The 24,343-nt window shown below is 73.4% G+C and carries 26 protein-coding genes; 13 read left to right on the top strand and 13 right to left on the bottom strand.

The features are described from left to right. The first annotated feature begins 100 nt into the window (after positions 1-100). Both ACZ58N_RS25770 and ACZ58N_RS25775 read left to right on the top strand, forming a co-directional pair. Positions 101-946 (top strand): response regulator transcription factor, encoded by an 846-nt coding sequence (locus ACZ58N_RS25770; protein ID WP_471164243.1) that lies wholly within the window; start codon positions 101-103, stop codon positions 944-946. Next, a complete protein-coding gene (locus tag ACZ58N_RS25775) occupies positions 939-2,048 on the top strand; it encodes a sensor histidine kinase (protein WP_471164245.1) in 1,110 nt (369 codons plus the stop codon). Before ACZ58N_RS25770 ends, ACZ58N_RS25775 begins: the two co-directional genes overlap by 8 nt. A gap of 30 nt (positions 2,049-2,078) precedes the next feature. Here the strand turns inward: ACZ58N_RS25775 and ACZ58N_RS25780 are convergent, their stop codons facing one another. Together ACZ58N_RS25780 and ACZ58N_RS25785 are read right to left on the bottom strand one after the other, a co-directional pair. Continuing rightward, the gene (locus ACZ58N_RS25780) at positions 2,079-3,083 is read right to left on the bottom strand and encodes an NAD-dependent epimerase/dehydratase family protein (RefSeq protein ID WP_471164248.1); all 1,005 of its coding nucleotides are present in this window, start codon (positions 3,081-3,083) and stop codon (positions 2,079-2,081) included. Between the two features lie 52 nt (positions 3,084-3,135). Further along, the gene (locus ACZ58N_RS25785; RefSeq protein WP_471164250.1) at positions 3,136-3,777 is read right to left on the bottom strand and encodes a TetR/AcrR family transcriptional regulator; all 642 of its coding nucleotides are present in this window, start codon (positions 3,775-3,777) and stop codon (positions 3,136-3,138) included. A 94-nt stretch (positions 3,778-3,871) separates the two neighbouring features. On the opposite strand from ACZ58N_RS25785, the gene ACZ58N_RS25790 reads away from it, so the two are divergent. Further along, on the top strand, positions 3,872-4,300 hold the full coding sequence (locus tag ACZ58N_RS25790; RefSeq protein WP_471164253.1) for a nuclear transport factor 2 family protein: 429 nt from the start codon (positions 3,872-3,874) through the stop codon (positions 4,298-4,300). Then, on the top strand, positions 4,297-5,148 hold the full coding sequence (locus tag ACZ58N_RS25795; RefSeq protein ID WP_471164255.1) for an NmrA family NAD(P)-binding protein: 852 nt from the start codon (positions 4,297-4,299) through the stop codon (positions 5,146-5,148). Before ACZ58N_RS25790 ends, ACZ58N_RS25795 begins: the two co-directional genes overlap by 4 nt. Positions 5,149-5,211: 63 nt before the next feature. On the opposite strand, the gene ACZ58N_RS25800 is transcribed toward ACZ58N_RS25795, so the two are convergent. Further along, the gene (locus ACZ58N_RS25800; protein ID WP_471164257.1) at positions 5,212-5,580 is read right to left on the bottom strand and encodes a hypothetical protein; all 369 of its coding nucleotides are present in this window, start codon (positions 5,578-5,580) and stop codon (positions 5,212-5,214) included. Between the two features lie 120 nt (positions 5,581-5,700). Between ACZ58N_RS25800 and ACZ58N_RS25805 the strand changes: the two genes are divergently transcribed. After that, positions 5,701-6,216: a GNAT family N-acetyltransferase gene (locus ACZ58N_RS25805; RefSeq protein ID WP_471164260.1), complete on the top strand. Its 516-nt coding sequence runs from the start codon at positions 5,701-5,703 to the stop codon at positions 6,214-6,216. Positions 6,217-6,272: 56 nt separating this feature from the next. Here ACZ58N_RS25805 and ACZ58N_RS25810 read toward each other — a convergent pair whose 3' ends face one another. The 4 genes from ACZ58N_RS25810 to ACZ58N_RS25825 all read right to left on the bottom strand — a co-directional run bounded on the left by ACZ58N_RS25810 (position 6,273) and on the right by ACZ58N_RS25825 (position 8,738). Beyond that, positions 6,273-6,470, bottom strand: coding sequence for a hypothetical protein (locus ACZ58N_RS25810; RefSeq protein ID WP_471164262.1), 198 nt, complete (start codon positions 6,468-6,470; stop codon positions 6,273-6,275). A gap of 214 nt (positions 6,471-6,684) precedes the next feature. After that, the gene (locus ACZ58N_RS25815) at positions 6,685-7,305 is read right to left on the bottom strand and encodes a class I SAM-dependent DNA methyltransferase (protein WP_471164401.1); all 621 of its coding nucleotides are present in this window, start codon (positions 7,303-7,305) and stop codon (positions 6,685-6,687) included. Continuing rightward, complete coding sequence (locus ACZ58N_RS25820; protein WP_471164265.1) at positions 7,302-8,009, bottom strand: hypothetical protein; 708 nt, start codon at positions 8,007-8,009, stop codon at positions 7,302-7,304. The genes ACZ58N_RS25815 and ACZ58N_RS25820 overlap by 4 nt, the downstream gene beginning before the upstream one ends. Before the next feature lie 147 nt (positions 8,010-8,156). Next, positions 8,157-8,738: a TMEM165/GDT1 family protein gene (locus ACZ58N_RS25825; RefSeq protein ID WP_389700088.1), complete on the bottom strand. Its 582-nt coding sequence runs from the start codon at positions 8,736-8,738 to the stop codon at positions 8,157-8,159. Positions 8,739-9,111: 373 nt separating this feature from the next. On the opposite strand from ACZ58N_RS25825, the gene ACZ58N_RS25830 reads away from it, so the two are divergent. Next, positions 9,112-10,251 (top strand): hypothetical protein, encoded by a 1,140-nt coding sequence (locus ACZ58N_RS25830; RefSeq protein ID WP_471164267.1) that lies wholly within the window; start codon positions 9,112-9,114, stop codon positions 10,249-10,251. Between the two features lie 30 nt (positions 10,252-10,281). Here the strand turns inward: ACZ58N_RS25830 and ACZ58N_RS25835 are convergent, their stop codons facing one another. After that, complete coding sequence (locus ACZ58N_RS25835) at positions 10,282-11,904, bottom strand: alpha/beta hydrolase (protein ID WP_471164270.1); 1,623 nt, start codon at positions 11,902-11,904, stop codon at positions 10,282-10,284. A gap of 338 nt (positions 11,905-12,242) precedes the next feature. On the opposite strand from ACZ58N_RS25835, the gene ACZ58N_RS25840 reads away from it, so the two are divergent. The 7 genes from ACZ58N_RS25840 (at position 12,243) to ACZ58N_RS25870 (ending at position 19,804) form a co-directional block, all read left to right on the top strand. Further along, positions 12,243-13,199, top strand: coding sequence for an STM4015 family protein (locus ACZ58N_RS25840; RefSeq protein WP_471164273.1), 957 nt, complete (start codon positions 12,243-12,245; stop codon positions 13,197-13,199). A gap of 10 nt (positions 13,200-13,209) precedes the next feature. Continuing rightward, positions 13,210-14,334 carry an STM4014 family protein gene (locus tag ACZ58N_RS25845; protein WP_471164275.1) on the top strand — a complete coding sequence of 375 codons (1,125 nt, stop codon included), beginning with the start codon at positions 13,210-13,212 and terminating at the stop codon, positions 14,332-14,334. A 25-nt stretch (positions 14,335-14,359) separates the two neighbouring features. Further along, on the top strand, positions 14,360-15,166 hold the full coding sequence (locus ACZ58N_RS25850; RefSeq protein ID WP_471164278.1) for an STM4013/SEN3800 family hydrolase: 807 nt from the start codon (positions 14,360-14,362) through the stop codon (positions 15,164-15,166). After that, the gene (locus ACZ58N_RS25855; RefSeq protein ID WP_471164280.1) at positions 15,163-16,527 is read left to right on the top strand and encodes an STM4012 family radical SAM protein; all 1,365 of its coding nucleotides are present in this window, start codon (positions 15,163-15,165) and stop codon (positions 16,525-16,527) included. Before ACZ58N_RS25850 ends, ACZ58N_RS25855 begins: the two co-directional genes overlap by 4 nt. Positions 16,528-16,532: 5 nt before the next feature. Then, a complete protein-coding gene (locus ACZ58N_RS25860) occupies positions 16,533-17,438 on the top strand; it encodes an STM4011 family radical SAM protein (RefSeq protein ID WP_471164283.1) in 906 nt (301 codons plus the stop codon). A 103-nt stretch (positions 17,439-17,541) separates the two neighbouring features. Beyond that, positions 17,542-18,894: an AMP-binding protein gene (locus tag ACZ58N_RS25865; protein WP_471164286.1), complete on the top strand. Its 1,353-nt coding sequence runs from the start codon at positions 17,542-17,544 to the stop codon at positions 18,892-18,894. Between the two features lie 64 nt (positions 18,895-18,958). After that, positions 18,959-19,804, top strand: a complete 846-nt coding sequence (locus ACZ58N_RS25870) for a hypothetical protein (RefSeq protein ID WP_471164289.1) — start codon at positions 18,959-18,961, stop codon at positions 19,802-19,804. Positions 19,805-19,860: 56 nt separating this feature from the next. Here the strand turns inward: ACZ58N_RS25870 and ACZ58N_RS25875 are convergent, their stop codons facing one another. From ACZ58N_RS25875 to ACZ58N_RS25895, 5 genes are read right to left on the bottom strand one after another with little or no spacing between them, the layout of a single operon-like run. Then, the gene (locus tag ACZ58N_RS25875; RefSeq protein WP_471164291.1) at positions 19,861-20,433 is read right to left on the bottom strand and encodes a hypothetical protein; all 573 of its coding nucleotides are present in this window, start codon (positions 20,431-20,433) and stop codon (positions 19,861-19,863) included. Beyond that, entirely contained in the window at positions 20,430-21,815 is a 1,386-nt protein-coding gene (locus tag ACZ58N_RS25880; protein ID WP_471164293.1) for a hypothetical protein, read from the bottom strand. The genes ACZ58N_RS25875 and ACZ58N_RS25880 overlap by 4 nt, the downstream gene beginning before the upstream one ends. Continuing rightward, positions 21,812-22,618: an ABC transporter ATP-binding protein gene (locus ACZ58N_RS25885; protein ID WP_471164296.1), complete on the bottom strand. Its 807-nt coding sequence runs from the start codon at positions 22,616-22,618 to the stop codon at positions 21,812-21,814. Before ACZ58N_RS25885 ends, ACZ58N_RS25880 begins: the two co-directional genes overlap by 4 nt. Positions 22,619-22,677: 59 nt before the next feature. Further along, positions 22,678-23,493, bottom strand: a complete 816-nt coding sequence (locus tag ACZ58N_RS25890; RefSeq protein WP_471164298.1) for a zf-HC2 domain-containing protein — start codon at positions 23,491-23,493, stop codon at positions 22,678-22,680. Beyond that, positions 23,490-23,993, bottom strand: coding sequence for an RNA polymerase sigma factor (locus tag ACZ58N_RS25895; RefSeq protein WP_471164403.1), 504 nt, complete (start codon positions 23,991-23,993; stop codon positions 23,490-23,492). The genes ACZ58N_RS25890 and ACZ58N_RS25895 overlap by 4 nt, the downstream gene beginning before the upstream one ends. Positions 23,994-24,343: the final 350 nt, after the last annotated feature.

The raw sequence follows: 24,343 nt of genomic DNA on the forward strand, positions 1-24,343 counted from the left end.
AGCCGGTGAAGGGGTTTCAAGACCTTACGAAACGCGGACACCGCCCCGGACGCACGGGGTCCGGGCACCGTCCGGGCCGGCACGGTGACACCCTGGAGGCATGGCACCGAGCATCGAACAGCACACCGGGACGGATCCGACCACCGACCGGGATCCCACCACGGGGGAGACGGGTGGCCTCGTCCTGGTCGTGGACGACGATCCGACCGTCTCGGAGGTGGTCACCGGCTACCTGGAGCGCGCCGGTTTCACCGTGCTCCGGGCCGCCGACGGACCGACGGCGCTCGATGCCGCAGACCGCCACCGGCCCGACCTGATCGTCCTCGACCTGATGCTGCCCGGCATCGACGGCCTGGAGGTCTGCCGCCGCCTGCGGGCCCGCGAACACGGGACGCCCCCCGTTCCCGTGGTGATGCTGACCGCGCGGGGCGACGAGGAGGAGCGGATCCTGGGTCTGGAGGTCGGCGCCGACGACTACGTGACGAAACCCTTCAGCCCGCGCGAGCTCGTCCTGCGCGTACGGTCGGTCCTGCGCCGGGCCTCCGCCCACCGGGGCTCCGCCGCCGGGGCCGGCGGCCCCCTGCTCGCCGCCGCCGGACTCACGATGGACCCGGCGGCCCGCCGGGTCGCCAAGAACGGGAGCGAACTCGCTCTGACCTTGCGGGAGTTCGACCTCCTGGCCTATTTCCTGGGGCATCAGGGGCAGGTCTGCGACCGGGAACGGCTGATGCGGGAGGTGTGGGGTTGGGACTTCGGTGACCTGTCCACCGTCACCGTCCACGTCCGCCGGCTGCGCGGCAAGATCGAGGACGATCCGGCGAACCCCCGGCTGATCAGGACGGTCTGGGGCGCCGGCTACCGCTTCGAGGCGGGCCCGGCGACGGACACCGCGCCCGCGGCCGACGCCGCTCCCGCCGCGGTCCGGACGGAGGACGGCCATGCGTGACCTGCTGTTGATCGCCCTGTACGCGCTCCTCGGCGCCTGCGCGGTCGGTCTCCTCGGAGCGGCTGCCCTGCGGGTCCTGCGCCGACGCAGCATCGCCGTCTCCCTGTCGGTCGTGGCGGCCGTGGCGGTCTCCGCGATGCTGGCGGGGACGCTCACGGTCGCCTGGGCGATGTTCCTCTCCTCCCACGACCTCGCCGTCGTGACCACCGTCGTGGCGATGGCCGCCGCCGTGTCCCTGGCCACGGCCCTGCTCCTCGGCCGTCAGGTCGTCCGGCGTTGCCGGGAACTCGTCCGGGCCGCCGGGGACTTCGGCGAGGCCGGCACCTTCACGGCTCCCACCGTGCCGGCCCCCGCGGAACTCACCGCACTGAGTCGGGAGTTGGCGCTCACCAGCGAGCGGCTCGCCGCGTCCCGCGAGCGGGAACGCGCCCTGGAGACCTCGCGCCGTGAGCTCGTGGCCTGGATCTCGCACGACCTGCGCACCCCCCTCGCCGGTCTGCGCGCCATGTCGGAGGCGTTGGAGGACGGCATCGTGGACGATCCGGCGCGCTACCACCAACGGATGCGGGCCGAGGTGGAGCGGCTCAACTCCATGGTGACGGACCTGTTCGAACTGTCCCGCATCCACGCGGGCGCCCTGAACCTGAGCCCGACCCGCCTCTCGCTCCACGACCTCGTCGGCGACGCGCTCGCGGGCGCCGACGCTCTCGCCCGCCAACACGGCGTCCACCTCGCCGGTGACGAGGTGGCCCCGCTCCCCGTGGAGGTCGACGGCAAGGAGATGACCCGGGTCCTGTCCAACCTCCTCGTCAACGCGATCCGTCACACCCCGGCCGACGGCACGGTCGCCATCGCCGCCGAACGCCGGGCCGGTGCGGTGGTGGTGTCGGTCACCGACGCCTGCGGCGGCATCCCCGAGGAGGACCTCCCCCGCGTGTTCGACACCGGTTGGCGCGGTACCCCGGCCCGCACCCCTCCGTCCGGGGCGGGGCTGGGGCTGGCGATCGTCCGCGGCATCGTCGAGGCCCACGCCGGGCAGGCGGACGTCCGCAACGTACCCGGGGGATGCCGCTTCGAACTCACCCTCCCGGCCCCCGTGTAGTACCGGCCGGGCCGCCGATCCGGGCCCCGGTCAGGGCTGTGCGGGAGCCCCGACCCCGGCGGCCAGTTCGGCCATCCCCGCCGCGAACGACACCGCCGTCTTCCAGCCCAGTTCCCCGCGCAGGCGGGACGCGTCGGCCGTGATGTGGCGTACGTCCCCCAACCGGTACTCGCCCGTCACGACGGGAGCGGGCCCCGCACACGCGACGGCCAGCGCCGCGGCCATCTCCCCGACCGTGCGCGGCTCGCCGCTGCCCACGTTGTAGGCGGCGAAGCCGGGCCCGCCGGCCAGGGCGTCGAGGGCGACGGCGTTGGCCGACGCGACGTCCCGTACGTGGACGAAGTCGCGGCGCTGCCCGCCGTCCTCGAAGACCCGCGGTGCCTCGCCCCGGGCCAGCGCCGAACGGAACAGGGCGGCGACGCCCGCGTACGGGGTGTCGCGCGGCATCCCGGGGCCGTAGACGTTGTGGTAGCGCAGCGAGACCACCCGTCCGCCGGTCGCCCGGGCCCAGGAGGACGCGAGGTGCTCCTGGGCGAGCTTCGTGGCCGCGTACACGTTCCTGGGGTCCATCGGGGCGTCCTCGGCCACCAGGCCCGGGGTCAGGTCGGCGCCGCAGTCCGGGCAGCGCGGCTCGAACCGGCCGGCCGTGAGGTCCTCCTCGGCCCGCGGGCCGGGCCGTACGACCCCGTGCGCGGGGCACGCGTAGCGGCCCTCCCCGTAGACGACCATCGACCCGGCGAGCAGCAGCCGACGCACGCCCGCGCGGGCCATCGCGGAGAGCAGGACGGCCGTTCCGAGGTCGTTGACCGACACGTAGTCGGGGGCTTCGGTGAAGTCCTTGCCCAGACCGACCTTGGCCGCCTGGTGACAGACCGCGTCCACCCCGCGCAGGGCTTCGCGCACCGCGTCCGGGTCCCGTACGTCGCGTCCGTCGGACGCCAGGTCGAGGACCGTGGGATCGTGTCCCCGGTCGGTCAGTTCCGCCACGATGTGCGAGCCGATGAAGCCCGCTCCGCCAGTCACCAGTACGCGCATGCTCCGACGCTATGCCGCGAGTGGGGGGCGTGGCGGGCCGACCGGCCGCACGTCACGGATCCGTGAGGACGCCCGCGCGGGCGGGGTCCGACCGCTCCGCCGCCCGGCGCGCTCCCGCGTCGAGGACCGAGGCGGTGAAGTCCGCCAGTCGGCGCCGGAGTTCCTCGCGCGGTACCGCCTCGTCGCCGGCCAGGTGGGCGACGAGGTCGGCCCGGGTGGCGGCGAGCAGCGCGTGGGCGGTGAAGTCGCACGAGGTCAGTCCGGGGACGCGCTCCAGCAGGTCGCGGAGCAGGACGTGCCACCGCTCGTAGTGTTCCGTCCGGTACGGGCTGGCGGCGCCGTTCGTCTCCAGCGCCAGGGAGAGGTGACGGTTGTCGAGCTTGAGGCACAGGAGGGCGTCGAGCAGGGCGGGTACGCGTTCGAGGGGCGGCGTCCGCGGACCCAGGGGCGCCGGGCCCGCCTCGACCGCTTCCCGGACCGGTTCGAGCCGGGCCTCGTACAGCGCGCGGATCAGGCCGGTGCGGTCGCCGAAGGAGCGGAAGAGGGTGCCCTTGCCGACGCCGGCAGCCGCCGCGATGTCGGCCATCGTCACGTCCTCGGGATTTCGACACTCGGCGAAGAGGGTGTCCGCGGCGGCGAGGACGGCCGCCCGGTTGCGGGCGGCGTCCTTGCGCGGCTTGCGTTCGGCAGTCATGGCGTTCCCTCGGGTTGCGAAGCGGACCGGCGGTCCGTATCTTCGTGACAAGAAGCGGACCGCTGGTCCGTATCGTACGGGACGGAGAGCCCCCATGCCCGAAACCATCTCGCCGACGGACCTGTACCGCCACGGCCTGCGCCTGCTCCTCGACAAGGACATCGCCTCCTGGGTCGCCCTCTGGTCCGAACGTGGCGTCATGGAATTCCCCTTCGCCCCACCGGGTTGGCCCCGACGGCTGGACGGCCGGGAGGCCATCGCCGACTACATGCGGGACTACCCCGACCACATCGACCTGCACGACATACCCGACCTGAGGATCCACCGGACCGCCGAGCCCACGACCATCGTGGTCGAAATGCGCGGCGTGGGCCGCGTGGTCGCGACCGGAGCTCCCTTCGACATGACCTACATCGCCGTCGTGACCGTCGAGGACGGCCGGTTCACCTCCTACCGCGACTATTGGAACCCCCTCGCCGTCCACGAACCCGGCCTGGACTTCGCCGGGAGCGTCGCCCGATGACCGTCACCGGAACGACCCTGGTCATCGGCGCCACCGGCACCACCGGAAGCCGCACCGCGGCACGACTGATCGCCGCCGGCCGGCGGGTCAAGGTCGCGAGCCGACGTGCCACCCCGCTCCCGGGCGCCGAACCGGTCCGCTTCGACTGGTACGACCCCGACTCCCACGGCCCGGCCCTCGCCGAAGTCGACCGCCTCTACCTCGTCCCACCCGTCGGCGACCCGGACCCGGCCGCCGTCATGCTGCCCCTCCTCCGGCAGGCACGCGCAGCCGGCGTCCGGCGGGCCGTACTCCTCAGCTCCTCCGCCATCCCCGAGGGCGGCCCGGCGGTCGGCAAGGTCCACCGGGCCCTGCCCGGCCTCTTCGCGGAATGGGCGGTGCTGCGCCCCTCCTGGTTCATGCAGAACTTCACAGGCGCGCACACCCACGCCGACACCATCCGCGACGACGGCGCCATCCTCACGGCGGCCGGCGCGGGCCGGGTCGGGTTCGTCGACGCCGACGACATCGCCGCCGTCGCCGTGCACGCCCTCACCGATGACCGCGCGCCCAACACCGACCTGGTCCTCACCGGCCCGCGGACGCTCGGACACGACGACATCGCGGCGGTCCTCACGGACGTCACCGGCCGTCCCGTGGTCCACCACCACCTCACCCACGACGCCATGGTGCAGCGGCTGGCCGAGGCCATTCCCCGGGAATTCGCCCTGATGCTCGCCGGGATGGACCGGGCCATCGCCGAGGGCGCCGAGGACCGCACCACCGACACCGTCCTACGCCTCACCGGCCGCCCGCCGAACGACTTCCGGACGGTCGCCGCACGGGAGCTGTCCGTACGCAAGCCCTGAGGTCGGGCGTCGCCAGGCACGGGCCGGCGGCCGGGACCGCCGGTGTCCCGGACGGCGGCCGGGTCAGGGGGCGCCCGCAGTGTGCGCGGGTGCCGCGCCGGCGGAAGTGGCGGGCGAGGTCCGCGGCGGCCGGGCGATGCCCCACACGGGCCAGATCGTCTCGGGGACCGTGGCGCCCCAGTCGTCCCTCTCGTTGTCGAAGGCTCCTGGGAAGTGCAGGCGGATGTACATGACCCCGGCGATGGTCACCCCCAGGGAGACCGGCCAGGCCGGTACGACCGCCAGGCTGATCGGTACCCGCCTGCCGCGCAGGCCCGGCATCCACCGGGGGAAGACCTCGCCCCAGCGCTGCACCAGCCCCGGCGTCAGCAACGAGCCGAGCGCGCCCATCGTGGCCGGGGCCGCGCCCAGGATCCACAGGCAAGCGTGCATCCGGGCCGTGATCCCCATCCCTGCAGATCAGCGGGGACATCGGCTGCGCCGAGGATGCCGTGGGGCCGACTCCACGGCCCCGCAGACGCGCCTGTTAGGTCGGCAGGGAAGACTGCATGGGTGCTGATCAGACGCGAGACCCCCGCCGACCTGCCCGCCGTTCGTGCGGTGACGATCGCCTCCTCATACAAACCGCACGAGGCCGAGCCGGTGGAGGTGATTCTGAGGGACGAACTGCAGAAGGGCGAGAACTGGATCCCGGCGCTCTCGCTGGTGGCCGAGGATAAGCACGGCACCATCATCGGCCATGCGCTGTGCACCTGGGGACGAGTCGGTCCCGTGCGAGTCCCGAACCTCAGCCTGCTCGGAGTTCACTCTGACCATCGCCGCCGCGGCTTCGGAACAGCCCTGGTCCACGCTTCCCTCGCCGCAGCGGACGCCCTCGATGCCCCGATGATCGTCGTCCTCGGCGACCCCGACTTCTTCGGCCGGTTCGGATTCCGACCGAGCACGGACTTCGGCATCGTTGGCGAGGAACCGGCCTGGGAGCACCTGTTCCAGATCCGCACCCTGGCCTCCTACGATCCGTCCGTGCAAGGTGAGTTCGTCTATCCCCACCCCTTCGGCAGCATCTGACGCCGACGCATCACCAGAGCGAGTCCAGCCTGGCTCGATGATCCAAACGAAGCGCCCTAGCCGTGGAGCCGCCGCACGCACAGCACCCGCACGTCCTGGCCCAGGAGCAGATCGTCCTCGTCCCCGTCGCGGGCGATGAACGTGAGGTCCAGCGCCTGCCGGGTGCCCCGGCACGGGGGTGCCGGAGGGGACGCGTCCGGGGCGAGGTCCGGCAGGCCGGCGGCGCGGCCCCAGGGCCAGCCGACACGATTCACTTGGTGCTCCCCGCTGTTCCGACGCCGCTCGTGCGAAGCCCCGTCGGCATCACGGCACGTCCGGGCCGCCCCCTGCGGCGCCGGCTCGGCGGCGGTCTCCCGCAACCTACGAGGTTGGGCGGGCTATGTCTTGAGTGGCGATCACTCCAATCCGGCCCGGGCCGCGAATCCGAGTCCCGTGAGAGGTGATGGCCAACCGGAGCGCACGGCGCGATCACCCGGCCCCATCGGGGTCGGACCGGGCCTTGCGGGCGAGCAGATGAACTTCCCGGAACTGGCGGTGGTCGGTGGGCTGCGGCTCCCGGACCATCCGGGCCACCTCGACCAAACCGGCCTCGCGCAGCAGCGCGGCGAGGTGGTCCGGCGACCACCGGTAGGCCGTGGTGACCGCGTGATCGAAGGCCTGCGTCGGGTGGGACGCCCCGTCCGTCGCGGAGAAGCCGATCAGGAGGTGGCCGCCGGGAGCCGGCACGCGGTGGAACTCCGCCAGGACGGGAGGGAGTTCCCGTGGCGGGATGTGGATGACGGACCAATGGGAGAGGACGCCGCCCAGCGCGTCGTCGGCGATGTCCAACGCGGCCATCGAGCCCACCTCGAACCGCAGTTCCGGATGCGTCCGTCGGGCCGACTCGATCATCACGGGCGAGGCGTCGACACCGAACGCCGCCCGCCCCAACCCGTTCAGGTGCGCCGTGACGTGACCGGGCCCGCACCCCAGATCCGCGACCGGACCGTCCCCCTGCGCCCCCACTACCTCGGCGAAGGCGGCCAGGATCGCGCGGTCCAGGGGACGGTCCCGCAGCGAGTCGCGGAACAGCCGCTCATAGTCGGTCAGCCGTCGCGTTCGCCGGGTTCGAGGAGCCGGGCCAGGGCGCGGTCCAGGGGTGAGGTGCTCGTCCTCGTCAGGGTGGCGACGAGGTCGAGGTAGCGGATGGCGGCGGCCTCCTGCGGGGTGGTCAGCGTGAGGTGCCCTCCCGGTCCCGCCGCCGTGACGGCCTCGACGAGCATCCGGGTGTCCTCGTCGTCGAGCCGCAGCACGGTGACGGTCCGGGCGAGGCGGTCGACGACGTCGGCCGGTGTCTCCCGGGCGGTGCCGTACTCGCATCCGTACCACTCACCGGCCTCCTCAAGGAGGCCGTGCAGGCTCGCGTAGCCGTCCTCGTGGGACAGCGCCCGATGGAAGTGGCCTAGGAGCCCGGCCAGGACGTCGACGTCGGCCGGGTCGACGGGGACGGCGTAGAGCGCCGTGTGGGCGGAGCCGCCGACGCCCACGACGCGGTTGCCCCCTTCCACGGCCCGACCGTCGTCGAGGGCGTACATCTCCTGGCGCAATGGCTTGGGCAGCGCCCGGTGGATGTTGATCAGCGCGGTTCGCGGGGCCTCGCCGTCCAGGCCCGCGGGAAGTCGCCAAAGGTCGTCGGGTGCGGTCCGGTCGTGACGGGCGGCGTGTTCGAGCCAGATGAGCAGGGGTTCCTCCAACTGGTGGAGGTCGGTCAGGAAGGAGTGATGGGCGGGGAGCAGCCGGGGCGGTGCGGGCATGGGTCGGTCTCTCCTGGTCCTGCTGCGGGGAGGCCCCCGGAACGGGCGCGTCGCGTCGCCCGCCCCGGCCGTCGGAGCGGCGGTGGGGCGGTGGAGCGGTGGCGGCCGGGCGGTACGGGCACGGCCGCCGGGGCCGTCGGAGGCGGGTCAGGCGGTGAAGGCCTCGAAGAGGGTCCACGCGGCGAGAGCGGCCATGCAGACGGCGCCGAACCGTTGAACGGTCTTGAGCGGGACGCGCTGGGCGATGAACCGGCCGACCAGCAGGGCCAGGGCCGAGACCGACATCAGGGCGAGGGCGGAGCCGATGGCGGTGGGCAGCCAGCCGTTGGTGGCGGCGAGGTTGGCCGTGGTGATCTGGGTGAGGTCGCCCCACTCGCTGATGAACACGGCCATGAACGCGGTCGTGTACACGGGCCAGAAGCCCGTGACGGTCTTGGCGGCGCCGTTCTCGTCCTCGTCGTCCCCGCTGCGCAGCAGCACGACCGCGCCGAAGGCGAAGAGGGCCGCGGACACCAGCTTGACCAGCATGTCCGGGAGCATCCCGAGGAGGCTGCCGGCTCCGACGGCGATGGCCACGTGCACGATGAACGCCGTGGAGGTGCCGAACCACACGTACAGCGGACGCATGCGGGTGCCCATGGCCAGCGAGGCGAACATGGTCTTGTCGGGGAGCTCCGCGAGGAAGATCAGGCCGAAGGCCGTGATGATCGCCAGGGGGTCGAGAGTCATCCTGGTGCTTTCTGCTGGGGCCGGACCGTCAGCTCGATCGACACCCAGGGGCGACGGGAGAACCACTCGGCCCGGCACGACGGATCGGCCCGCACGTATGTGCGGACGTGGTCATGCTTGGCCGAAGGTCTCGTCCACCACGGCACAGTGTGCCGGGGCCCGATGGCCGGGACGGGTTGCCCTGTCCAGTGTGTCGACCAGCGGTATTTCGGGACTACTCCCCTTCGCTGCCACCATCATAAACGCAGGCCGGAGGCTGCCCGGACGGAGGGTCGGGTGGCGCGCGTCACGGTGGGGGAGCGGGATGCGGCTCCCGGCGGCCCGAGTGGCCCTGTGCGCGGCGGCGTCAGTGGCCGGCGCTACGGTCGCCGCCATGACGACGATGATCCCCGCGCTCCTGCTCGACTCGCTCGCCCTGACGGGTGGGGACGCCCTGATCGACGGGTTCGCGCGGGAAGCGCGGGGCGCCGACAGCCGTCGCGCCCTGCTGCGCGGCGGGCACGACCTGGAGGCGTACGACCTGGAAGGCCTGTGGGGCGGTGACCGGGCGCCGGTTGCCGTCTTCCCCTTCCCGTGGCCGGACTGGTCCCACGGGCAGCATTCGGTGGCTCCGGACGCCTCCTTCGCGGTCTTCTCCGGGCAACGCTCGGTCCGGGCGGTCGCGGCCGACGGAACCACCCTGTGGGTGTACCGGCACGGCTGCTGGGACCGGCGGATCGGACACGGGCACAGCGGCGACGAGCAGCAGGTGTGCCGCGGCATCGAATCCGGATCGTGCCGTGTCTCCGACGACGGAGCACTCGTGTGGGCGCACGTCGTGGCGGAGGACGGCCACGCCGAGCAGGACGCGTACGACGAGTACTGGGTCGTCATCGACGCCGCGGACGGCGCGGAGCTCGCCCGTGTCCCCCTGCCGAGCGTCGCCTCGGGGTCGAGCCACGTCTCGCATCCGGACGGCGTCCACATGGGCCTGTGCATCGGCATGGGACAGGACGGAATCCTGCTGCACTGGGCCCGCCTGGACGGTGGCGAGGTCACCACCTGGGACGTCAACGAGACCGAGGACCGGATTCTCGCGGACGTCCACCCCGGGCACGCGGGCTTCCTCACCGTCCAGCACTACGGCGAGGACGTACGCCTGCACGCCCTGGACGGCGCCGTCCTGGCCACGGCGGATACCCGACCGACGGGCGAGGAGGCGGACGAGGGGGACGAGTACCGGCCCTGGGACCACCTGTGCGGTTTCGTGGACGCCGACACGGTCATCGCCACCACGGTCGAGTACGACGAGCACCCCGGAGCGGCCGATCACTGGCTCCTGGACGCCCGCACGCTCACGGTGCGCGGCGGCGTCGCCTACCCGCGTCCCGTCGACGGGTTCGCCAGGCCGCTCGGTGACGGCACCTGGCTCACCCACGACGGAAAGGAAGGGCTCCTGCACCGCTGGGGCCTCGCAGCCCGTCCCGGCGCCTCCCGCACGGCTCCCCGACCGCCCGGTCGCCCGACCACCTGACCGCCCGGCCCGACCGCCACGAGGGTCGGCTCAGCGCAGGACGGGGAGCACGTCCTGCGTCTCGTCCACCTCGGGCGCCGTCGAACGGAGGCCGATCGGTGTCGGGGGAGCCTCGTCGGCGCAGACGGTGTCGCGCGCGGGCACGGCCAGCGTGGCGAGGTAGGCCGTGGCCAAGGCGCTCACGCACGCGCTCCGGTTGTAGGCGGTGTGCCCCTCGCCCGCGAAGGTCAGCAGCCGTCCGTTGTCCAGTGTCCTGGCCAGGGCCACGGAGTCCTGGTACGGGGTGTCCGGGTCCCCGGTCGTGCCGAGGACCAGGATCGGCGCCGAACCGGCCGCCCGGTAGGAGCCCTCGTGCCGGCTCGGGCGCTCGGCCTGCCACTGGGCGCAGGTCGGCGCGTGATTGTGGTCGTAGGTCGGCGGCCCGAGGCCGACGGGGGGTCCCAGCAGGGGAGCGGAGGCCGCCTGCGCGCCGACCAGGGCGCCGAGCAGCACCCGACCGGCCGGGTAGACGCGGTCCGAGCACTCCACGGCCATGTTGACGTTGAGGAAGTCGAAGGACCCCGGAGACGGCGGCGACAGCAGGAACGAGGCCTGGCGGTCCTGGGCCGCGCGCAGGGCCTGCCCCAGGTAGGGCCAGATCACCTTGCCCGAGTTGATGTTGAACATCAGGCGGTAGGCGAGGGTGTAGCCGGTGGCCGGGCGTCCGCTCGCGGTGATGACGGGGTCGGCGTCCAGCGACCGCTTGAGCCGTTCGAAGGCCTTCCGGGGTTCGCCGTCACCGAACCCGCACGTGGCGGCGTTCTGCGCGCACCAGTCCAGGAACCGGCCGACCGCCGCGTCCAGGGCGGCGAACTGCCCGGCGTCGTAGGCGTACGGCACGTCGGCGTAGGCGCGCGGATCGTATCCCCCGTCCAGCACCATGGCGCGGACCCGCAGCGGGTACCGGGCGGCGTAGACGGTGCCGACGTAGCTGCCGAAGGAACGTCCGTAGAAGGAGAGCGTCTCCTCACCGAGGGCCCGGCGCAGCAGCTCGATGTCGTCGGCGTTCGACCCGGTTCCGACGAACGGTACGAGGTTCCCGGCGCGCTCCTTGCAGGCGGTGGCGAAGTCGAGGCCCTGCCGGATTGCCTCCCGCAGGGCGCCCGGGCCCGGTACGCCCCGCGCGGCGTCCACGGCGGCGGTGTACTCCTTGTCGTTCCAGCACTCGACCTGCCCGCTGCGCGCCACGCCCCGCATGTCGTACCCGACGACATCGAAGCGCTCGCGAAGGGAGGCGGGGAGCGCGTCGTAGCTGTTGCGCGCGAAGTCGACGCCGGAGTTGCCGGGTCCGCCCGGGTGCAGCAGCAGGACACCGGTCCGGTGGGACGGGTCCGTGGCGAGCCGCCGGGTGACGGCGAGGGGGATCGTCGCCCCGGTGGGTCGGCGGTGGTCCAGCGGCACCAGGGCGGTCGCGCACTCGAAGCCGTCCCCCGGACCGTCGGTGTCCGCCCCGTCGCAGGGCCCCCAGGAGAGCACGGGCACGGGCGGGTCGCCGAGCGGCGTCGCCGTCGCGGCACCGGGCGCGCTCCCCAGGAGCGCGGTGATCGCGATCAGGACGAGGGATATGCCCCACGCCACGCGCCTGCGCGGGTCATCGGTCATACGGGTCTGCATGCGGCGATCCTCCGTCGTGGGCGTTTCGGAACGAGCGACAACGTAGCCGCCGGCCGCCGTGCCCGTCGGCCCACCAGGAGTGCACTCCGGCCTACCACCAGGGATGGCGCCCGCCTACCACCACGGTTGTACGCTCCCGGAAAACGGCCGGTCCGACATCCCGAACCGCACCGGCCGACGGCAACGCCGAACCGGCCGGCGGCCGCCCCGAACGCGGCGTGCCGCCCCCGGACCGGGCGCCTCCCTCGTCCTCCCGCACCCCACCTCGGCCGTTGTCCGTCCCGCTTGGTACAACTTGCAGCGCACCGGACGCGACAGGCGAGGAACGGCGGGAACCCATGAGTTACGCGAAGCATCTGACGGGATTCGGCGGGCTGCCGGTCATCGACTTCCCGGGCCCCAAGGACGCGGACGCGCGTCTGCCCGAGGCCGACGACGTCGCCTGGCGGATCGCCACCGACAGCTATGACAGCGAGGAGACCTGGGCCGAGGCCTTCGCCCGGTTCCGCGCGGCGGTCGACACCACGGCGGTCCGCGCGATCGTCGTCGGCTCCTGGGAGGAGGCCTACGACACCGGCCCGGAGGAGATCATCGCGGCCCTCCTCGAAGCGCGCCCCCAACTGCCTTCCCTGCGGGCCCTGTTCCTCGGCGACATGGAGTCGGAGGAATGCGAGATCTCCTGGATCAACCAGGGTGACGTCGGCCCGCTCCTCGACGGTTTCCCGGAGCTGGAGGAGTTCGGCGTGCGCGGCGGCTCCGGCCTGGTCCTGCCGCCCCTCACGCACCGGAAGCTGCGCCGCCTGACCGTCGAGACCGGCGGAATGCCCGCCGAGGCCGTCCGCGGCGTCGCCGCGAGCGACCTGCCCGCCCTGGAGCACCTCGACCTGTGGCTCGGCACGTCCGAGTACGGCGGCGACGCGACCGTCACCGACGTGGCGCCGCTCCTCGACGGGGAACGCCTGCCGCGGCTGCGCCACCTCGGCCTGCGCAACAGCGACATCCAGGACGGGATCGCCGTCGCCGTCGCGTCCGCGCCCGTCGTCGCCCACCTGGAGACCCTCGACCTGTCCATGGGCGTCCTCACCGTGGAGGGTGCGACCGCACTGCTCGCGGGGCAGCCGCTGACGCACCTGAAGAAGCTCGACCTGCACCACAACTACCTCGACGAGCCGCTGCGCGAGCGCTTCCAGGAGGTCCTCGGCCGCGCCGGCGTCATCCTCGACCTGGACCGCGGCCACGCCGAGGAGGACGAGTACGACGGCCGCACCTGGCGCTTCGTCGCCGTCGGCGAGTAGCGCACGGGACATGACGGACCACGCGCCGCCGCGCTGGGCGGTCGTCGGCAACCCGGAGAACCGGCGCGTCACCCTGTTCTCCGGGGCCGTGCGCGCCGCGGGGCTGCCCGCGCCGCGCATCGTGCCGTGGACGGACGTCCTGCGCGCGGGCGGCGCCGCCTTCGCCGACGACGAGATCGTCCGGATCGAGTCGCCGGGCGAGAACGCGCAGGTCGACCGGCTCCTGCGCGGCGCCGACGACCCCACCCGGGTCGAGGGCGGGGCCCGCTGGTACGCCGCGTTCACCGCCGCCGTCCGGACGTTGACCGGCGGTCTGCGCCTCGACGACCCCGACGAACTGGCCGTGCTCTTCGACAAACGGAGCTGCCACCGGGTCCTCGCCCGGGCCGGGATCCCCGTACCGCAGTCGCCGACCTCCGGCGGCGCCGCACCGGTGGGCGGTTGGGACGACGTGCGGGCCCTCATGGACGCGCACCGCATGCCCCGGATGTTCCTGAAGCCCGCCCACGGCTCCTCCGCCTCCGGGATCGTCGCCGTCGAGACCGCCGGCGGCGGCCGGATCCGGGCGACCACCTCCGTCGAGAGGACGCGGGACGGCCGGCTGTACAACTCCCTGCGGGTGCGCCGCCTCACGCACGAACCGGAGGTGGCCGCGCTGGTCGACGCCCTCGCGCCCGACGGACTCCACGTCGAACGCTGGTGGCCCAAGGCCTCCCTCGGCGAGGGGGCGGTGGACCTGCGGGTGGTCGTCGTGGCCGGGCGGGCCACCCACGCCGTGGTGCGCACCAGCCGGACCCCCATGACCAACCTCCACCTCGGTGGCCGGCGCGGCGACCTGTCCGCCGTGGTCCGGGCCGTCGGCCCGGCGGGCTGGGCCGAGGCCCTGAGGATCTGTGAGCGGGCCGCCGCCTGCTTCCCCGCCACCCTCTGCGTCGGCGTCGACCTGCTGCCCGCCGTCGGCTGGCGCCGGTTCGCCGTGGCCGAGGTCAACGCCTTCGGTGACTTGCTGCCGGGCCTGACCGGGCTGCCGGGCAGCGGCGCCGAGGGCCGGGACACCTATGCCGCGCAGGTCGCCGCCGCCACCCGTGAACACGTACCGCACCACCCCACGAGGAACCACCGTGCAACCGCCTGAAACACCGGAAGCCCCCATCCCCGACATGAACGAGGTCGTGGGCCGCGACGACCTGCTGCTCCTCACCCTGGACACCCTGCGCCACGACGTCGCCGTCGAACTCGCGGCCGCCGGACGCATCCCGAACCTGGCCCGCCACCTGCCCGGCGGCGCCTGGGAGGAACGGCACGCCCCGGGCAGCTTCACCTACGCGTCCCACCAGGCGATGTTCGCCGGATTCCTGCCCACACCCGCCCGCCCGGGCCCGCACCCGCGGTTGTTCGCCGCCCGCTTCGCCGGCAGCGAGACGACCGAAGGCCGCACGTACGTCTTCGACACCCCCGACCTGGTGTCCGGGCTCGCCGCGGCCGGGTACCGCACGGTGTGCGTCGGCGGCGTCGGCTTCTTCAACAAACGGGGCGCGCTCGGTGACGTCCTGCCCGGCATGTTCCAGGAGAGCCACTGGGAACCCGGATTCGGCGTCGCGTCACCGACCTCCTTCGAGGCGCAGGTGGAGCGGGCCGAGCAGGTCGTCGCCGAACTCCCCGCCGATCAACGGCTGTTCCTCTTCGTCAACGCCTCCGCGCTGCACCAGCCCAACTGGTTCCACCTGCCCGGCGCCACGGCCGAGGCCGGCGACACCCGAGCCACCCATGCCGCCGCCCTCGAATACGTCGACCGGCACGTCGGCCGGCTCCTGGCCGCCATGAGTTCCCGCCGCCGCTGCTTCGCCATCGTCTGCTCCGACCACGGCACCACCTACGGCGACGACGGCTACACCGGCCACCGCCTCGCCCACCAGGCCGTCTGGACGGTGCCGTACGCCCACTTCTTCCTGGAGCCGTCCGCATGACCACCCTCGCGCCCGCGCCCACCGCGCCCGCCGATCAGACCAGGTCCCGCCCGTACGACTCCTACGTGTACGCCTACCCCCACAAGACCGCGTACCGGCCGCTGCCCGACCGGCCCGCCCTGCGCGAACTGTGGCGCGGCGAACGCAAGGACGCCCTCTCCCTCTACCTCCACATACCGTTCTGCGAGGTCCGCTGCGGCTTCTGCAACCTCTTCACCCGCGTCGGCGCCCCGGACGGGCTCACCGGCCGCTACCTCGACGCGATGGAACGGCAGGCCGTCGCCGTACGCGCGTCCCTCGGCGACGGGACGCCGGTACGGTTCGCCAACGCCGCGTTCGGCGGCGGAACCCCGACCTTCCTCACGGCCCGCGAACTGGAACGGCTCTGCGACATCGCGGAGCTGACCATGGGAGCGGACCTGCGGGCCGTCCCGTGGTCGGTGGAGACCTCGCCCGCGACCGCCACCGCCGACCGGCTCGCCGTCCTCGCCGAACGCGGTACCACCCGCGTCAGCATCGGCGTGCAGAGCTTCGTCGCCGAAGAGGCCCGGGCGGCCGTCCGCCCCCAACGGCGCGCCGACGTCGAGGCGGCGCTCGGCCGCATCCGCGACGCCCGCGTCCCGGTCCTCAACATCGACCTCATCTACGGCATCGACGGCCAGACCCCCGCCACCTGGCGCACCTCCCTGGACGCCGCCCTGGCCTGGCGGCCCGAGGAGCTGTACCTGTACCCCCTGTACGTCCGCCCCCTCACCGGCCTCGCCCGACGCACCGCGCTCACCGACCTCGCCTGGGACGAACAGCGCCTCGACCTCTACCGACGGGGGCGCGACCACCTCCTCGCCAACGGCTACGAGCAGGTGTCGATGCGAATGTTCCGGCTCACCGGCACGGCGCCCCGAGGGCCCGAGGACCACGCCTGCCAGACCGACGGCATGATCGGCCTGGGCTGCGGCGCCCGCTCCTACACCTCCGCACTCCACTACTCCTTCGACTACGCGGTCGACATGGGCGAGATCCGGTCGATCATCGACGACTACACCACCACCGAAGACTTCACCCGCGCCGTCCACGGCCGGCCCACCAACGCCGACGAGGCGCGCCGCCGTCACCTGCTCCAGTCGCTGCTCCAGGCCCGGGGCATGCCGGTCGCCGACTACCGGGAGCGGTTCGGCACCGACCCGCACGACGACTTCCCCGCCGAACTCTCCGCCTTCGCCGCCCGGGGCTGGCTCCACCAGGCCGGCACGGGCCCCGTCCTGCGCCTCACCCCTGAGGGCATGGCCCACTCCGACGCGGTCGGCCCGGCCCTGTTCTCGCCCGCTGTCCGGGCCGCCATGGCCGCCTACGAGACGAAGTAGCACCGGTGGACCTGACGCTCCTGTACCGCGGCCCCCTCGCGTCCTGCGACTACGACTGCCCGTACTGCCCCTTCGCCAAGCGGCGCGACACCGGCGCGCAACTGCGCGCCGACCGGGCCGCCCTCGAACGGTTCGTCGACTGGGCCTGCTCCCGTACCGAGGACCGGCTCTCGCTGCTCTTCACACCCTGGGGCGAGGGCCTCGTCCGCTCCTGGTACCGGCGCGCCCTCGTCGACCTCTCCCACCAGTCGCACGTCGACCGCGTCGCCATCCAGACCAACCTCAGCTGCCGCACCGATTGGCTCGCGGAAGCCGACCCCGACACCCTCGCCCTGTGGTGCACCTACCATCCCGGACAGACGCCCTACGAACGCTTCCTCGGCAAGGTGCGCGACCTCGCCGACCGGGGTGTCCGCCACAGCGTCGGCATCGTCGGCCTGCCCGAGAACCTTGAGCACGCCCGCAGGCTGCGCGCCGACCTCCCCGCCCACGTCTACCTGTGGGTGAACGCCGCCGACGGCCACACGTACACCGACGCCCAGGCCGACACCTGGACCGCCCTCGACCCGCTGTTCCCGTACAGCCGGTACCCGCACCGCTCGGCCGGCCTGCCGTGCCGCACCGGCGAGTCCGTCATCTCGGTGGACGGCGACGGCGCCGTACGCCGCTGCCACTTCGTGCGCACCGAACTCGGCAACCTCTACGACGGCTCCTACCGCTCCGCCCTCGTCCCCCGTCCCTGCCCGCTGACCAGCTGCGAGTGCCACATCGGGTACGTCCATCTGGAGAGCCTGCCGCTGTACGACGTCTTCGCGGGCGGCGTCCTGGAACGCGTCCCCGCACCCGCCGAGCCGTCCCCCGCCACGGGCATCGCGCTGGTCAGCGCCCCGCATTGGACCATCGGCCGATGAACGCCGCCGTCCCTGGTTCGGATGACGCATTGCGTCCGACGGCGGCGGGGGATTGGCTGGCCAAGATCAGGACGACAGGACGGACCGGCACAGGAAGAAGCACATGACACCCCTGCTCGAAGGCTGTACGCCCTGGCCGGAGGAATTCGTCGACCGCTACTGGGCGGCCGGGCGATGGAACGGCAACACCCTGGACAACCTGCTCCGCGGTTGGGCCCTCCAGTACGGGCCGCGGACCGCGCTCGTGCAGGGCGACACCCGCGTCACCTACGCGAAGCTGAACCGGCGCGCGGACCGCATGGCCTCAGGATTCCGGCTGCGCGGCCTGCGACCGGGGCAACGGGTCCTCGTGCAACTGCCGAACGTCCCCGACTTCGTCATCACCGTGTTCGCGCTGATGCGCGTCGGCGCGATCCCCGTGTTCTGCCCGCTCCCGTACGGCGCGGCCGAGGTCGCCGACCTCGTGCGGATCACCGAGAGCGTCGGCTACGTCGGCCCGTCGACGTACGGGGGCTTCGACCACACGGCGATGGCGGCGGACATCGCGGCCCGAGGACCCTTCCTCCGGCGCGTGTTCACCCTGGAGGCACCGGGCGCCGCGTCCCCGTACGGAGGCTTCACCACCGACCCGGCGGGCTGCTACTACTTCCCGCTGGACTCCATCGACTCCCCGCCCGAGCCGACGCCGCCGCGCAGCGCCGACCAGGTGGCGTTCCTCCTGCTCGCCGACGCCGGAACGGGGACGCCCGCACTCGTTCCGCGCACCCACAACGACTACGCCTACCAGGCGCGGGCCGCCGCGGAGCTGGTGTCGCTCACCGAGAACGACGTGTACCTCGCGGCGCTGCCCGCCTCCTCCCACTTCGCCTTCGGCTGCCCCGGCATCATCGGCACCCTCTCGGCCGGTGGCACCGTCGTCCTGGTGGAGGACCCGGATCCGGCCGAGTGCCTGCGGACCATCGAGCGGGAGCGGGTCACCCTCACGTCGATGCTGCCCGACCTCGCCCAACGCTGGACGGAGGTACTTCCCACCGCGGGAACCGACGTGAGCAGCCTGCGCCTGGTACAGGTCGGCGCCGCGACCGCCGACCCGGCGACCGCCGAACGGCTGGGCGCCGCACTGGGCTGCGGCCTGCAACAGGTCTTCAGCATGACCGAGGGGCCGCTGACCCTGACCCGGCCGGGCGATCCGGTCGAGACCGTGCTCGGCACCCAGGGCCGCCCGCTCTCGCCCGACGACGAACTCCGCATCGTCGACGCCGACGGCAGGCCCGTGGCCGACGGCGAGCCGGGCGAGCTCCTCGCCCGGGGGCCGCACGTCCCCCGGGGTCACTACCGGGCGCCGGAGCACAACGCACGCTCCTTCACCGCCGACGGATACCTCCGCACGGGCAACCTCGCGCACCGCACCCCCGACGGCAACCTGGTGGTGACCGGCGCCGTCGAGGGCCCCTGACCGCGGCGTTCGCGCCCCGGCGCGGGGCGGGCGATATCCGCGACGGACGGCCTAGTCTCGGTCCGTGGCACAGGCCGAACTGCGCGCCGCCGAGGGCGCCGGACCATTCACGACCAGACGCACCTGGCGACTGCCCGACGGCCGCGAAGCCGTCTGGGAGTCGCGCCAGGCCCGGCGCCGGGGCGTGCTCGCGGTGCGCGCACCGGGAGCGGCGACCGCCCGCCACGCTCGCGCCGACGACGCGACCCTCGCACGACTGCGCCGCCTGAACTCCATCGCGGCCGTCGCCTTCGTGATCGGCGGTGCGCTCTTCGCGGCCGGCGCGGCCATCGCCCAGTTCGGATCCGGCGACGCGATGACCAGCGCCGTCGTCTACTTCGTCGGCGGCCTGTTCTTCAACACGGGGGGATACGTCTCCCTGCTCCAGGTGATCAACGCCCCCCGGCACGTCCCGTCCGGAGCCGACGCCCTGGTCACCCGACGGTGGCGGTGGTGGAGCTACGAACCGATGCACCTGGACTGGCTGTGCGTGTTCGCGCTGTTCGCCGGCACGCTGGTGTTCGGGGTGAACCTCCTGGACTCCTTCCTCCAGGGCCTGACCGTCCAACAGACCAACCGGCTGATCTGGACGCCCGACGTCATCGGGTGCGTGCTGTTCCTGGTGTCGGGGCACCTGTCGTTCGTCGAGGTCTGCCACGGTCGGCTGCGGGTGCTCGCGCACGACCTCGGCTGGTGGATCGTCGCCGTCAACCAGCTCGGTTCCGTCCTGTTCATGCTCTCCGCCCTCGCGGCCTTCACGCCCCGGGCCACCGGCAGCGAGCTCGACGCGGACATCGCCAACTGGGGCACCCTGCTGGGAGCCCTGTGCTTCTCGATCGGCGGCGCCCTCCAGTACGCCGAACGGCCCTGACACCGGCCCCGGCGGGCCGAACGGAGAGGGCGGCGAACGCCGCCTCCCCGCCCGGCCTAACGCCTCGGGCCGCCGACGGCGTACACCGTGAGGCCCGCGCCGGCCAGGACGAGGGCCGTGCGGACGCCGACCGAGGCGTCGGGGGGCAGCAACATCCAGGTCAGCACCTGCGAGGGGACGCCCTGCGCGGACGGGGCGACGAAGGAGACGGACAGCCACACGAACGGCGGGATCCACGCGTACCGCGTCCCGCACCAGGCCGCCCCGAGGGCCGCCAGGCCCATCAACCCGGCACCGTTGCGCACGACGAACGCGGGCGTGGTCGACTGCCCGCTCGACACCTGCACCGCGAGCAGCACACCGCCGATCAGCACGCCGCACAACAGGAGGTGCGCCGCCCGGCGCGGCATCCAACGGAGCGCCGCCGTCCGGTCCATCGCGAGGTCCTGACCGCCGAGACCGACGGAGACCGCCATCGCCCCCGCGGCGAGGGCGAGCGTCGTGAGCCGCGGATCCCACGGGCCGCCGCCCATCCGGGCGAGCGCCCCCGCGAGCAGCCCGCTGATCAGCACCGCGGCCACCGAGGCGGGCACCTGCCGGGAACGCGCGTACAGCGTCAGCCACCTCACCGGGGTGCCCCACCGGTCAGCGCTGCGATCGGATCGCCCGAGCAGGAGACCGAGGCCGTGTGCATGGCGCCGATCCGCGACCGCTGCTCCGCCGCCGGGAGCGCGGTGAACTCCTCCCACACCGGACGGACCAAGGCGTCCTGGTCCTCCGTCCGGTGCATCGTCCCGGCGAGCGGGCGGGGCTCCCCACCCAGCACCCAGGCCGCCCCGATGCTCTGCGCGGCGGCCTCCGAGACCGTGCCGCTCTCGGTGTCGCTGCGGGGACGGCACACCGGCGCCAGGCCCTGGCCGACCAGGGCCCGCGTCAGCGCGTCGCTCCGCGCGTCGCCGATCGCCCCGTCGTCGAAGTCGACGAGCAGCAACCCGGGCGACCGCTCCGGGGCGTCGCCCAAAGCGCGCGGCAGGGTGGACTCGTGGACGGCGACGGGCGCCCGGTCACCGAGGGCGTCGCGCAGCAGGCGCAGTGCCTCCTCGCCGGGCCCCGCCAACCGGTCGAGCCGTGACCCCCGGGCGGCGGTCACGCACACCCGGCCCTCGCACACCTGCGCCGCCGCGGCCCGGTCGAGGACGTACGTACCGCGCGGGTCGGTCGGGAACAGCAGCACCGCCAGGACCCCGCCCGCCAGCAGCGGGGTGAGGGCGAGGAGCCGGCCGCGCGGACCGGCGGCCATCAGCAGCGCGAGGCCCGTCGCGGCCATGCCGAGGAACCAGAGCGTCTGCCCGAGGTGCACGGGCACGGACAGCGTCAGCAACGATTCGCGCGCCTCCGCCACTGTCGGCGACAGCAGCGAGAGACGGTTCGGCACCGCGGCGGTCGGCAGCGCTCCGTCCGTCCGCTGCCGGAGGAAGTTGGTCAGCATGAAGGCGCCCACGGCCAGGACGGGCGGGGTGAGCACGGAGGGCAGGACCCGTGCGACCCCCATGCCCAGGACGGCCCCCGCGGCGACCGCGAGTGCCCCCACCAGCGAAATCGGCAGCCAACCGAGGTGGGTGTACGAGGCGTCACCGGTGAGGACCCGGACCGCCCCCAGGGCGACGAGCAGCGCGAACGCCGCCACCAGGGCGAACGCCGTCGGACCGGCGGAGGCGGTCGCGCGGTGCAGGGCGGGTCGCGGGGTGCTGGTGAGGAGTTCGGTCATGCGTGAGCGATGGTCGCGCAGTCCCTGGAGCGCCCCGAGGCCCACGGCCAGGGGCCACAGGAACACCAGCGGGTAGCGGGTCCACATGGCCATGGACGTCCACTGCGCCGTCCACAGCGCGGTGCCCCTGGTCCACGGCCCGGACAGCAGGTGCAGGAACGCGAGGACCGCCAGGAGGAGGACGGCGCCGGCCCACGGGGCGGCGGACCGCCTCAGTTCGATGAGCGGGATGCGGAGGTTCACCAGGCACCCCGCGTCCGCACGGGGTTGACGAGCAGGGCGGCGTAGCCGCGCTCCAACGGGCTGTCGCCCACGTGTTCCGGGCCGCCCGCCGAGGCCAACTCGCCGGGAGTGCCCTGGAAGACCAGCCGGCCCTCGGCGAACAGCACCACGTCCGTGCAGGCAGCGGCCACGTCCTCCACCAGATGGGTCGAAACGACCACGCACGCGTCCGTGCCCAACTCCTGGAGCAGTTCCCGCAGCCGCAGCCGCTGGGCCGGATCCAGGCCGACGGTCGGTTCGTCCAGCAGCAGGAGGGACGGGTCGTTGACGATGGCCTGCGCGATGCCGGCCCGCCGCACCATCCCGCCCGACAGGGTCTTCATCCGGTCGTCCGCGCGGTCGGCCAGGCCGACCCGTTCCACGGCGCGCTGCACCGCCGCCGGGATGTCCGTCGCGGGCACCTCCTTCAGCCACGCCATGTACTCGACGAACTCGCGCACGGTGAAGCGTTTGTAGTAGCCGAATTCCTGCGGCAGGTAGCCGATCCGGCGGCGCAGCGCACGGAACTCGCCCCGCCCGCCCACGGACTCCCCGAGCAGTTCCAGTTCACCGCCTGTGGGGCGCAGCACGGTGGCCAGCGCCCGGATGAGGGTGGTCTTCCCCGCCCCGTTGGGGCCGAGGAGACCGTGGACCCCGGTACCCAGCGACAGGTCCAGCCCGTCGACGGCCATCCGGTTCCGGCCGACCCGGACCTTCAGGCCGGTCGCCCGGATCTCCCAGGCGTAGGCCGTGGGAGCGATGTCGTCCCTGCTCATTGCGGGCATCGTGTGCTTCCTCTGTTCTCGTGGGGTCTTACGGGGGAGTGCCGGGGCGGCCTGCGCGTTCAACGGCGGTCACCCGGGGCCGCGTACGCGCCCCGGCGGCCGATCAGGACGGCGACGCCGAGCGCGAGGAGCAGCCCCCACACCGGCAGCCCGTCCGCCTGCAGGGCTGCCGCCGTACGGCTGGTGGCCAGGGTCGGCGCCACCACCACCGCGACCCATGCGGCCACGAGCGCGACGGCGGCGCGGGTCACGCCGATCAGCGCGCCGAGGGCCAGGGTCAGCGAGGTGAAGGCCAGGCAGGGGAACAGCCACTGGGCGGCCGACAGTCCCGTCGTCCACCCCCCGGCCAGCAGCGCGGGGATGACCACGGCGAGCACGGAGGCGGTGCGCCGCAGCACCAGATGCAGGCCTGCCCGGGGGGTGGACGCCGTCAGTTCGTACGCCGGATCCAGCCCGCGCGACCACGAGGCGGCCACCCCGCCCACGGGCAGCACGGGAGCGAGCAGCAGCACGAGGGACACCTGACCGGAGCCCGGTCCCAGCAGGTCCAGCAGCAGGGCGAGCAGGGTCACGGCCAGAACCATGGCCGACCACGGGGTCATGGCGGGCGTCGTCCAGGTACGCAGCCGCGCCCGGCGCCGGCGCGGCGGTGCCGGGGCGGCCGAATCCAGTTGGGGCGTGAGATCGGACCAGACGGCCTCGGTCAGCGCGACCACGGCGGGCGTCCGCGTCGTGACGGCCACCGACAGCCGGTCGCGGCAGACCCGACACCCCTCCAAGTGGGCCTCCAGTGCCCAGACCTCGTCCACGAGGAGGCTCGTGTCGCCGCGCGCGTACCCGTCGACGAGCCGCGCCGACGCGTGTTCCCCGTTCATGCCAGCTCCTTGCGCATCGCGATCCGGGCCCGGCGGGCGCGGGTCTTGACCGTTCCCTCGGGCAGGCCGAGGAGAACGGAGGTCTCGCGGACGGACAGTCCGTCGAGCACCATGGCCTGCAACACCTCTCTGAGCTCCGGCGCCAGGCGCCGCAGCGCGTCGCCGACGTCACCGCCGACCGTGGCCACCAGGGCCTCCTCGTCGGCGGCGGGCGCCACGGCGAGCGGCGCGTAGGCGAGCGGCGGCTCGGCGTGGTGGGCCCGGCGCCGGAAGGCGTCGACGAGCCGGCGGGCCGCGATCGTCCACAGCCACCCGACGGCCGTTCCCCCGGCCCGACTTCCGGCGAAGGAACCCGCGGCCCGCCACACCGCCAGGTACGTCTCCTGCATGACCTCGGCGACGATCTGCTGGTCGTCGCAGCGGCGCCGCAGCCGCACCGCCAGCCAGGGCGACGTGCGGCGGTACAACTCCTCGAAGGCGGCCCGGTCCCCCCGGGCCACCCGCCGCAGGAGACGCTCCTCGTCCAGTTCTTGCGGCGCTGCCGCCGCCCACACTCGTTTCACACCTGCTAGACGCACGACCGGGACGCCGGGTTTTCCGCCGCAGGTGATCCGGGTCACATCGTCGGGGTGGGTGTGACCATCCGATCGGCGACGCCGCGTTCAGTCCTCCTTCGAGTGAAAGACCCCCCGAGGGACTGCACTTCACACCCTGACACGGGCCATGGTCTCCCCGGAGGGGACGGACTCATCGACGGGAACGGGACAGTGCACCTGAGGCGTACCGCAACGATCCCGGGCCCGGCCGCGCTCACCCCGCTCACCCTGCCGGCGGCGTCCCGCGCCCCCTT

The sequence above is a fragment of the Streptomyces sp. NPDC040432 genome (genome assembly GCF_055595445.1).

Coding starts and splice junctions, on each gene's coding strand:
- ACZ58N_RS25770 (WP_471164243.1), top strand. CDS start 101: ATGGCACCGAGCATCGAACAGCACACCGGGACGGATCCGACCACCGAC.
- ACZ58N_RS25775 (WP_471164245.1), top strand. CDS start 939: ATGCGTGACCTGCTGTTGATCGCCCTGTACGCGCTCCTCGGCGCCTGC.
- ACZ58N_RS25780 (WP_471164248.1), bottom strand. CDS start 3,083: ATGCGCGTACTGGTGACTGGCGGAGCGGGCTTCATCGGCTCGCACATC.
- ACZ58N_RS25785 (WP_471164250.1), bottom strand. CDS start 3,777: ATGACTGCCGAACGCAAGCCGCGCAAGGACGCCGCCCGCAACCGGGCG.
- ACZ58N_RS25790 (WP_471164253.1), top strand. CDS start 3,872: ATGCCCGAAACCATCTCGCCGACGGACCTGTACCGCCACGGCCTGCGC.
- ACZ58N_RS25795 (WP_471164255.1), top strand. CDS start 4,297: ATGACCGTCACCGGAACGACCCTGGTCATCGGCGCCACCGGCACCACC.
- ACZ58N_RS25800 (WP_471164257.1), bottom strand. CDS start 5,580: ATGCACGCTTGCCTGTGGATCCTGGGCGCGGCCCCGGCCACGATGGGC.
- ACZ58N_RS25820 (WP_471164265.1), bottom strand. CDS start 8,009: ATGCCCGCACCGCCCCGGCTGCTCCCCGCCCATCACTCCTTCCTGACC.
- ACZ58N_RS25825 (WP_389700088.1), bottom strand. CDS start 8,738: ATGACTCTCGACCCCCTGGCGATCATCACGGCCTTCGGCCTGATCTTC.
- ACZ58N_RS25830 (WP_471164267.1), top strand. CDS start 9,112: ATGACGACGATGATCCCCGCGCTCCTGCTCGACTCGCTCGCCCTGACG.
- ACZ58N_RS25835 (WP_471164270.1), bottom strand. CDS start 11,904: ATGCAGACCCGTATGACCGATGACCCGCGCAGGCGCGTGGCGTGGGGC.
- ACZ58N_RS25840 (WP_471164273.1), top strand. CDS start 12,243: ATGAGTTACGCGAAGCATCTGACGGGATTCGGCGGGCTGCCGGTCATC.
- ACZ58N_RS25845 (WP_471164275.1), top strand. CDS start 13,210: ATGACGGACCACGCGCCGCCGCGCTGGGCGGTCGTCGGCAACCCGGAG.
- ACZ58N_RS25850 (WP_471164278.1), top strand. CDS start 14,360: ATGAACGAGGTCGTGGGCCGCGACGACCTGCTGCTCCTCACCCTGGAC.
- ACZ58N_RS25855 (WP_471164280.1), top strand. CDS start 15,163: ATGACCACCCTCGCGCCCGCGCCCACCGCGCCCGCCGATCAGACCAGG.
- ACZ58N_RS25865 (WP_471164286.1), top strand. CDS start 17,542: ATGACACCCCTGCTCGAAGGCTGTACGCCCTGGCCGGAGGAATTCGTC.
- ACZ58N_RS25885 (WP_471164296.1), bottom strand. CDS start 22,618: ATGCCCGCAATGAGCAGGGACGACATCGCTCCCACGGCCTACGCCTGG.
- ACZ58N_RS25890 (WP_471164298.1), bottom strand. CDS start 23,493: ATGAACGGGGAACACGCGTCGGCGCGGCTCGTCGACGGGTACGCGCGC.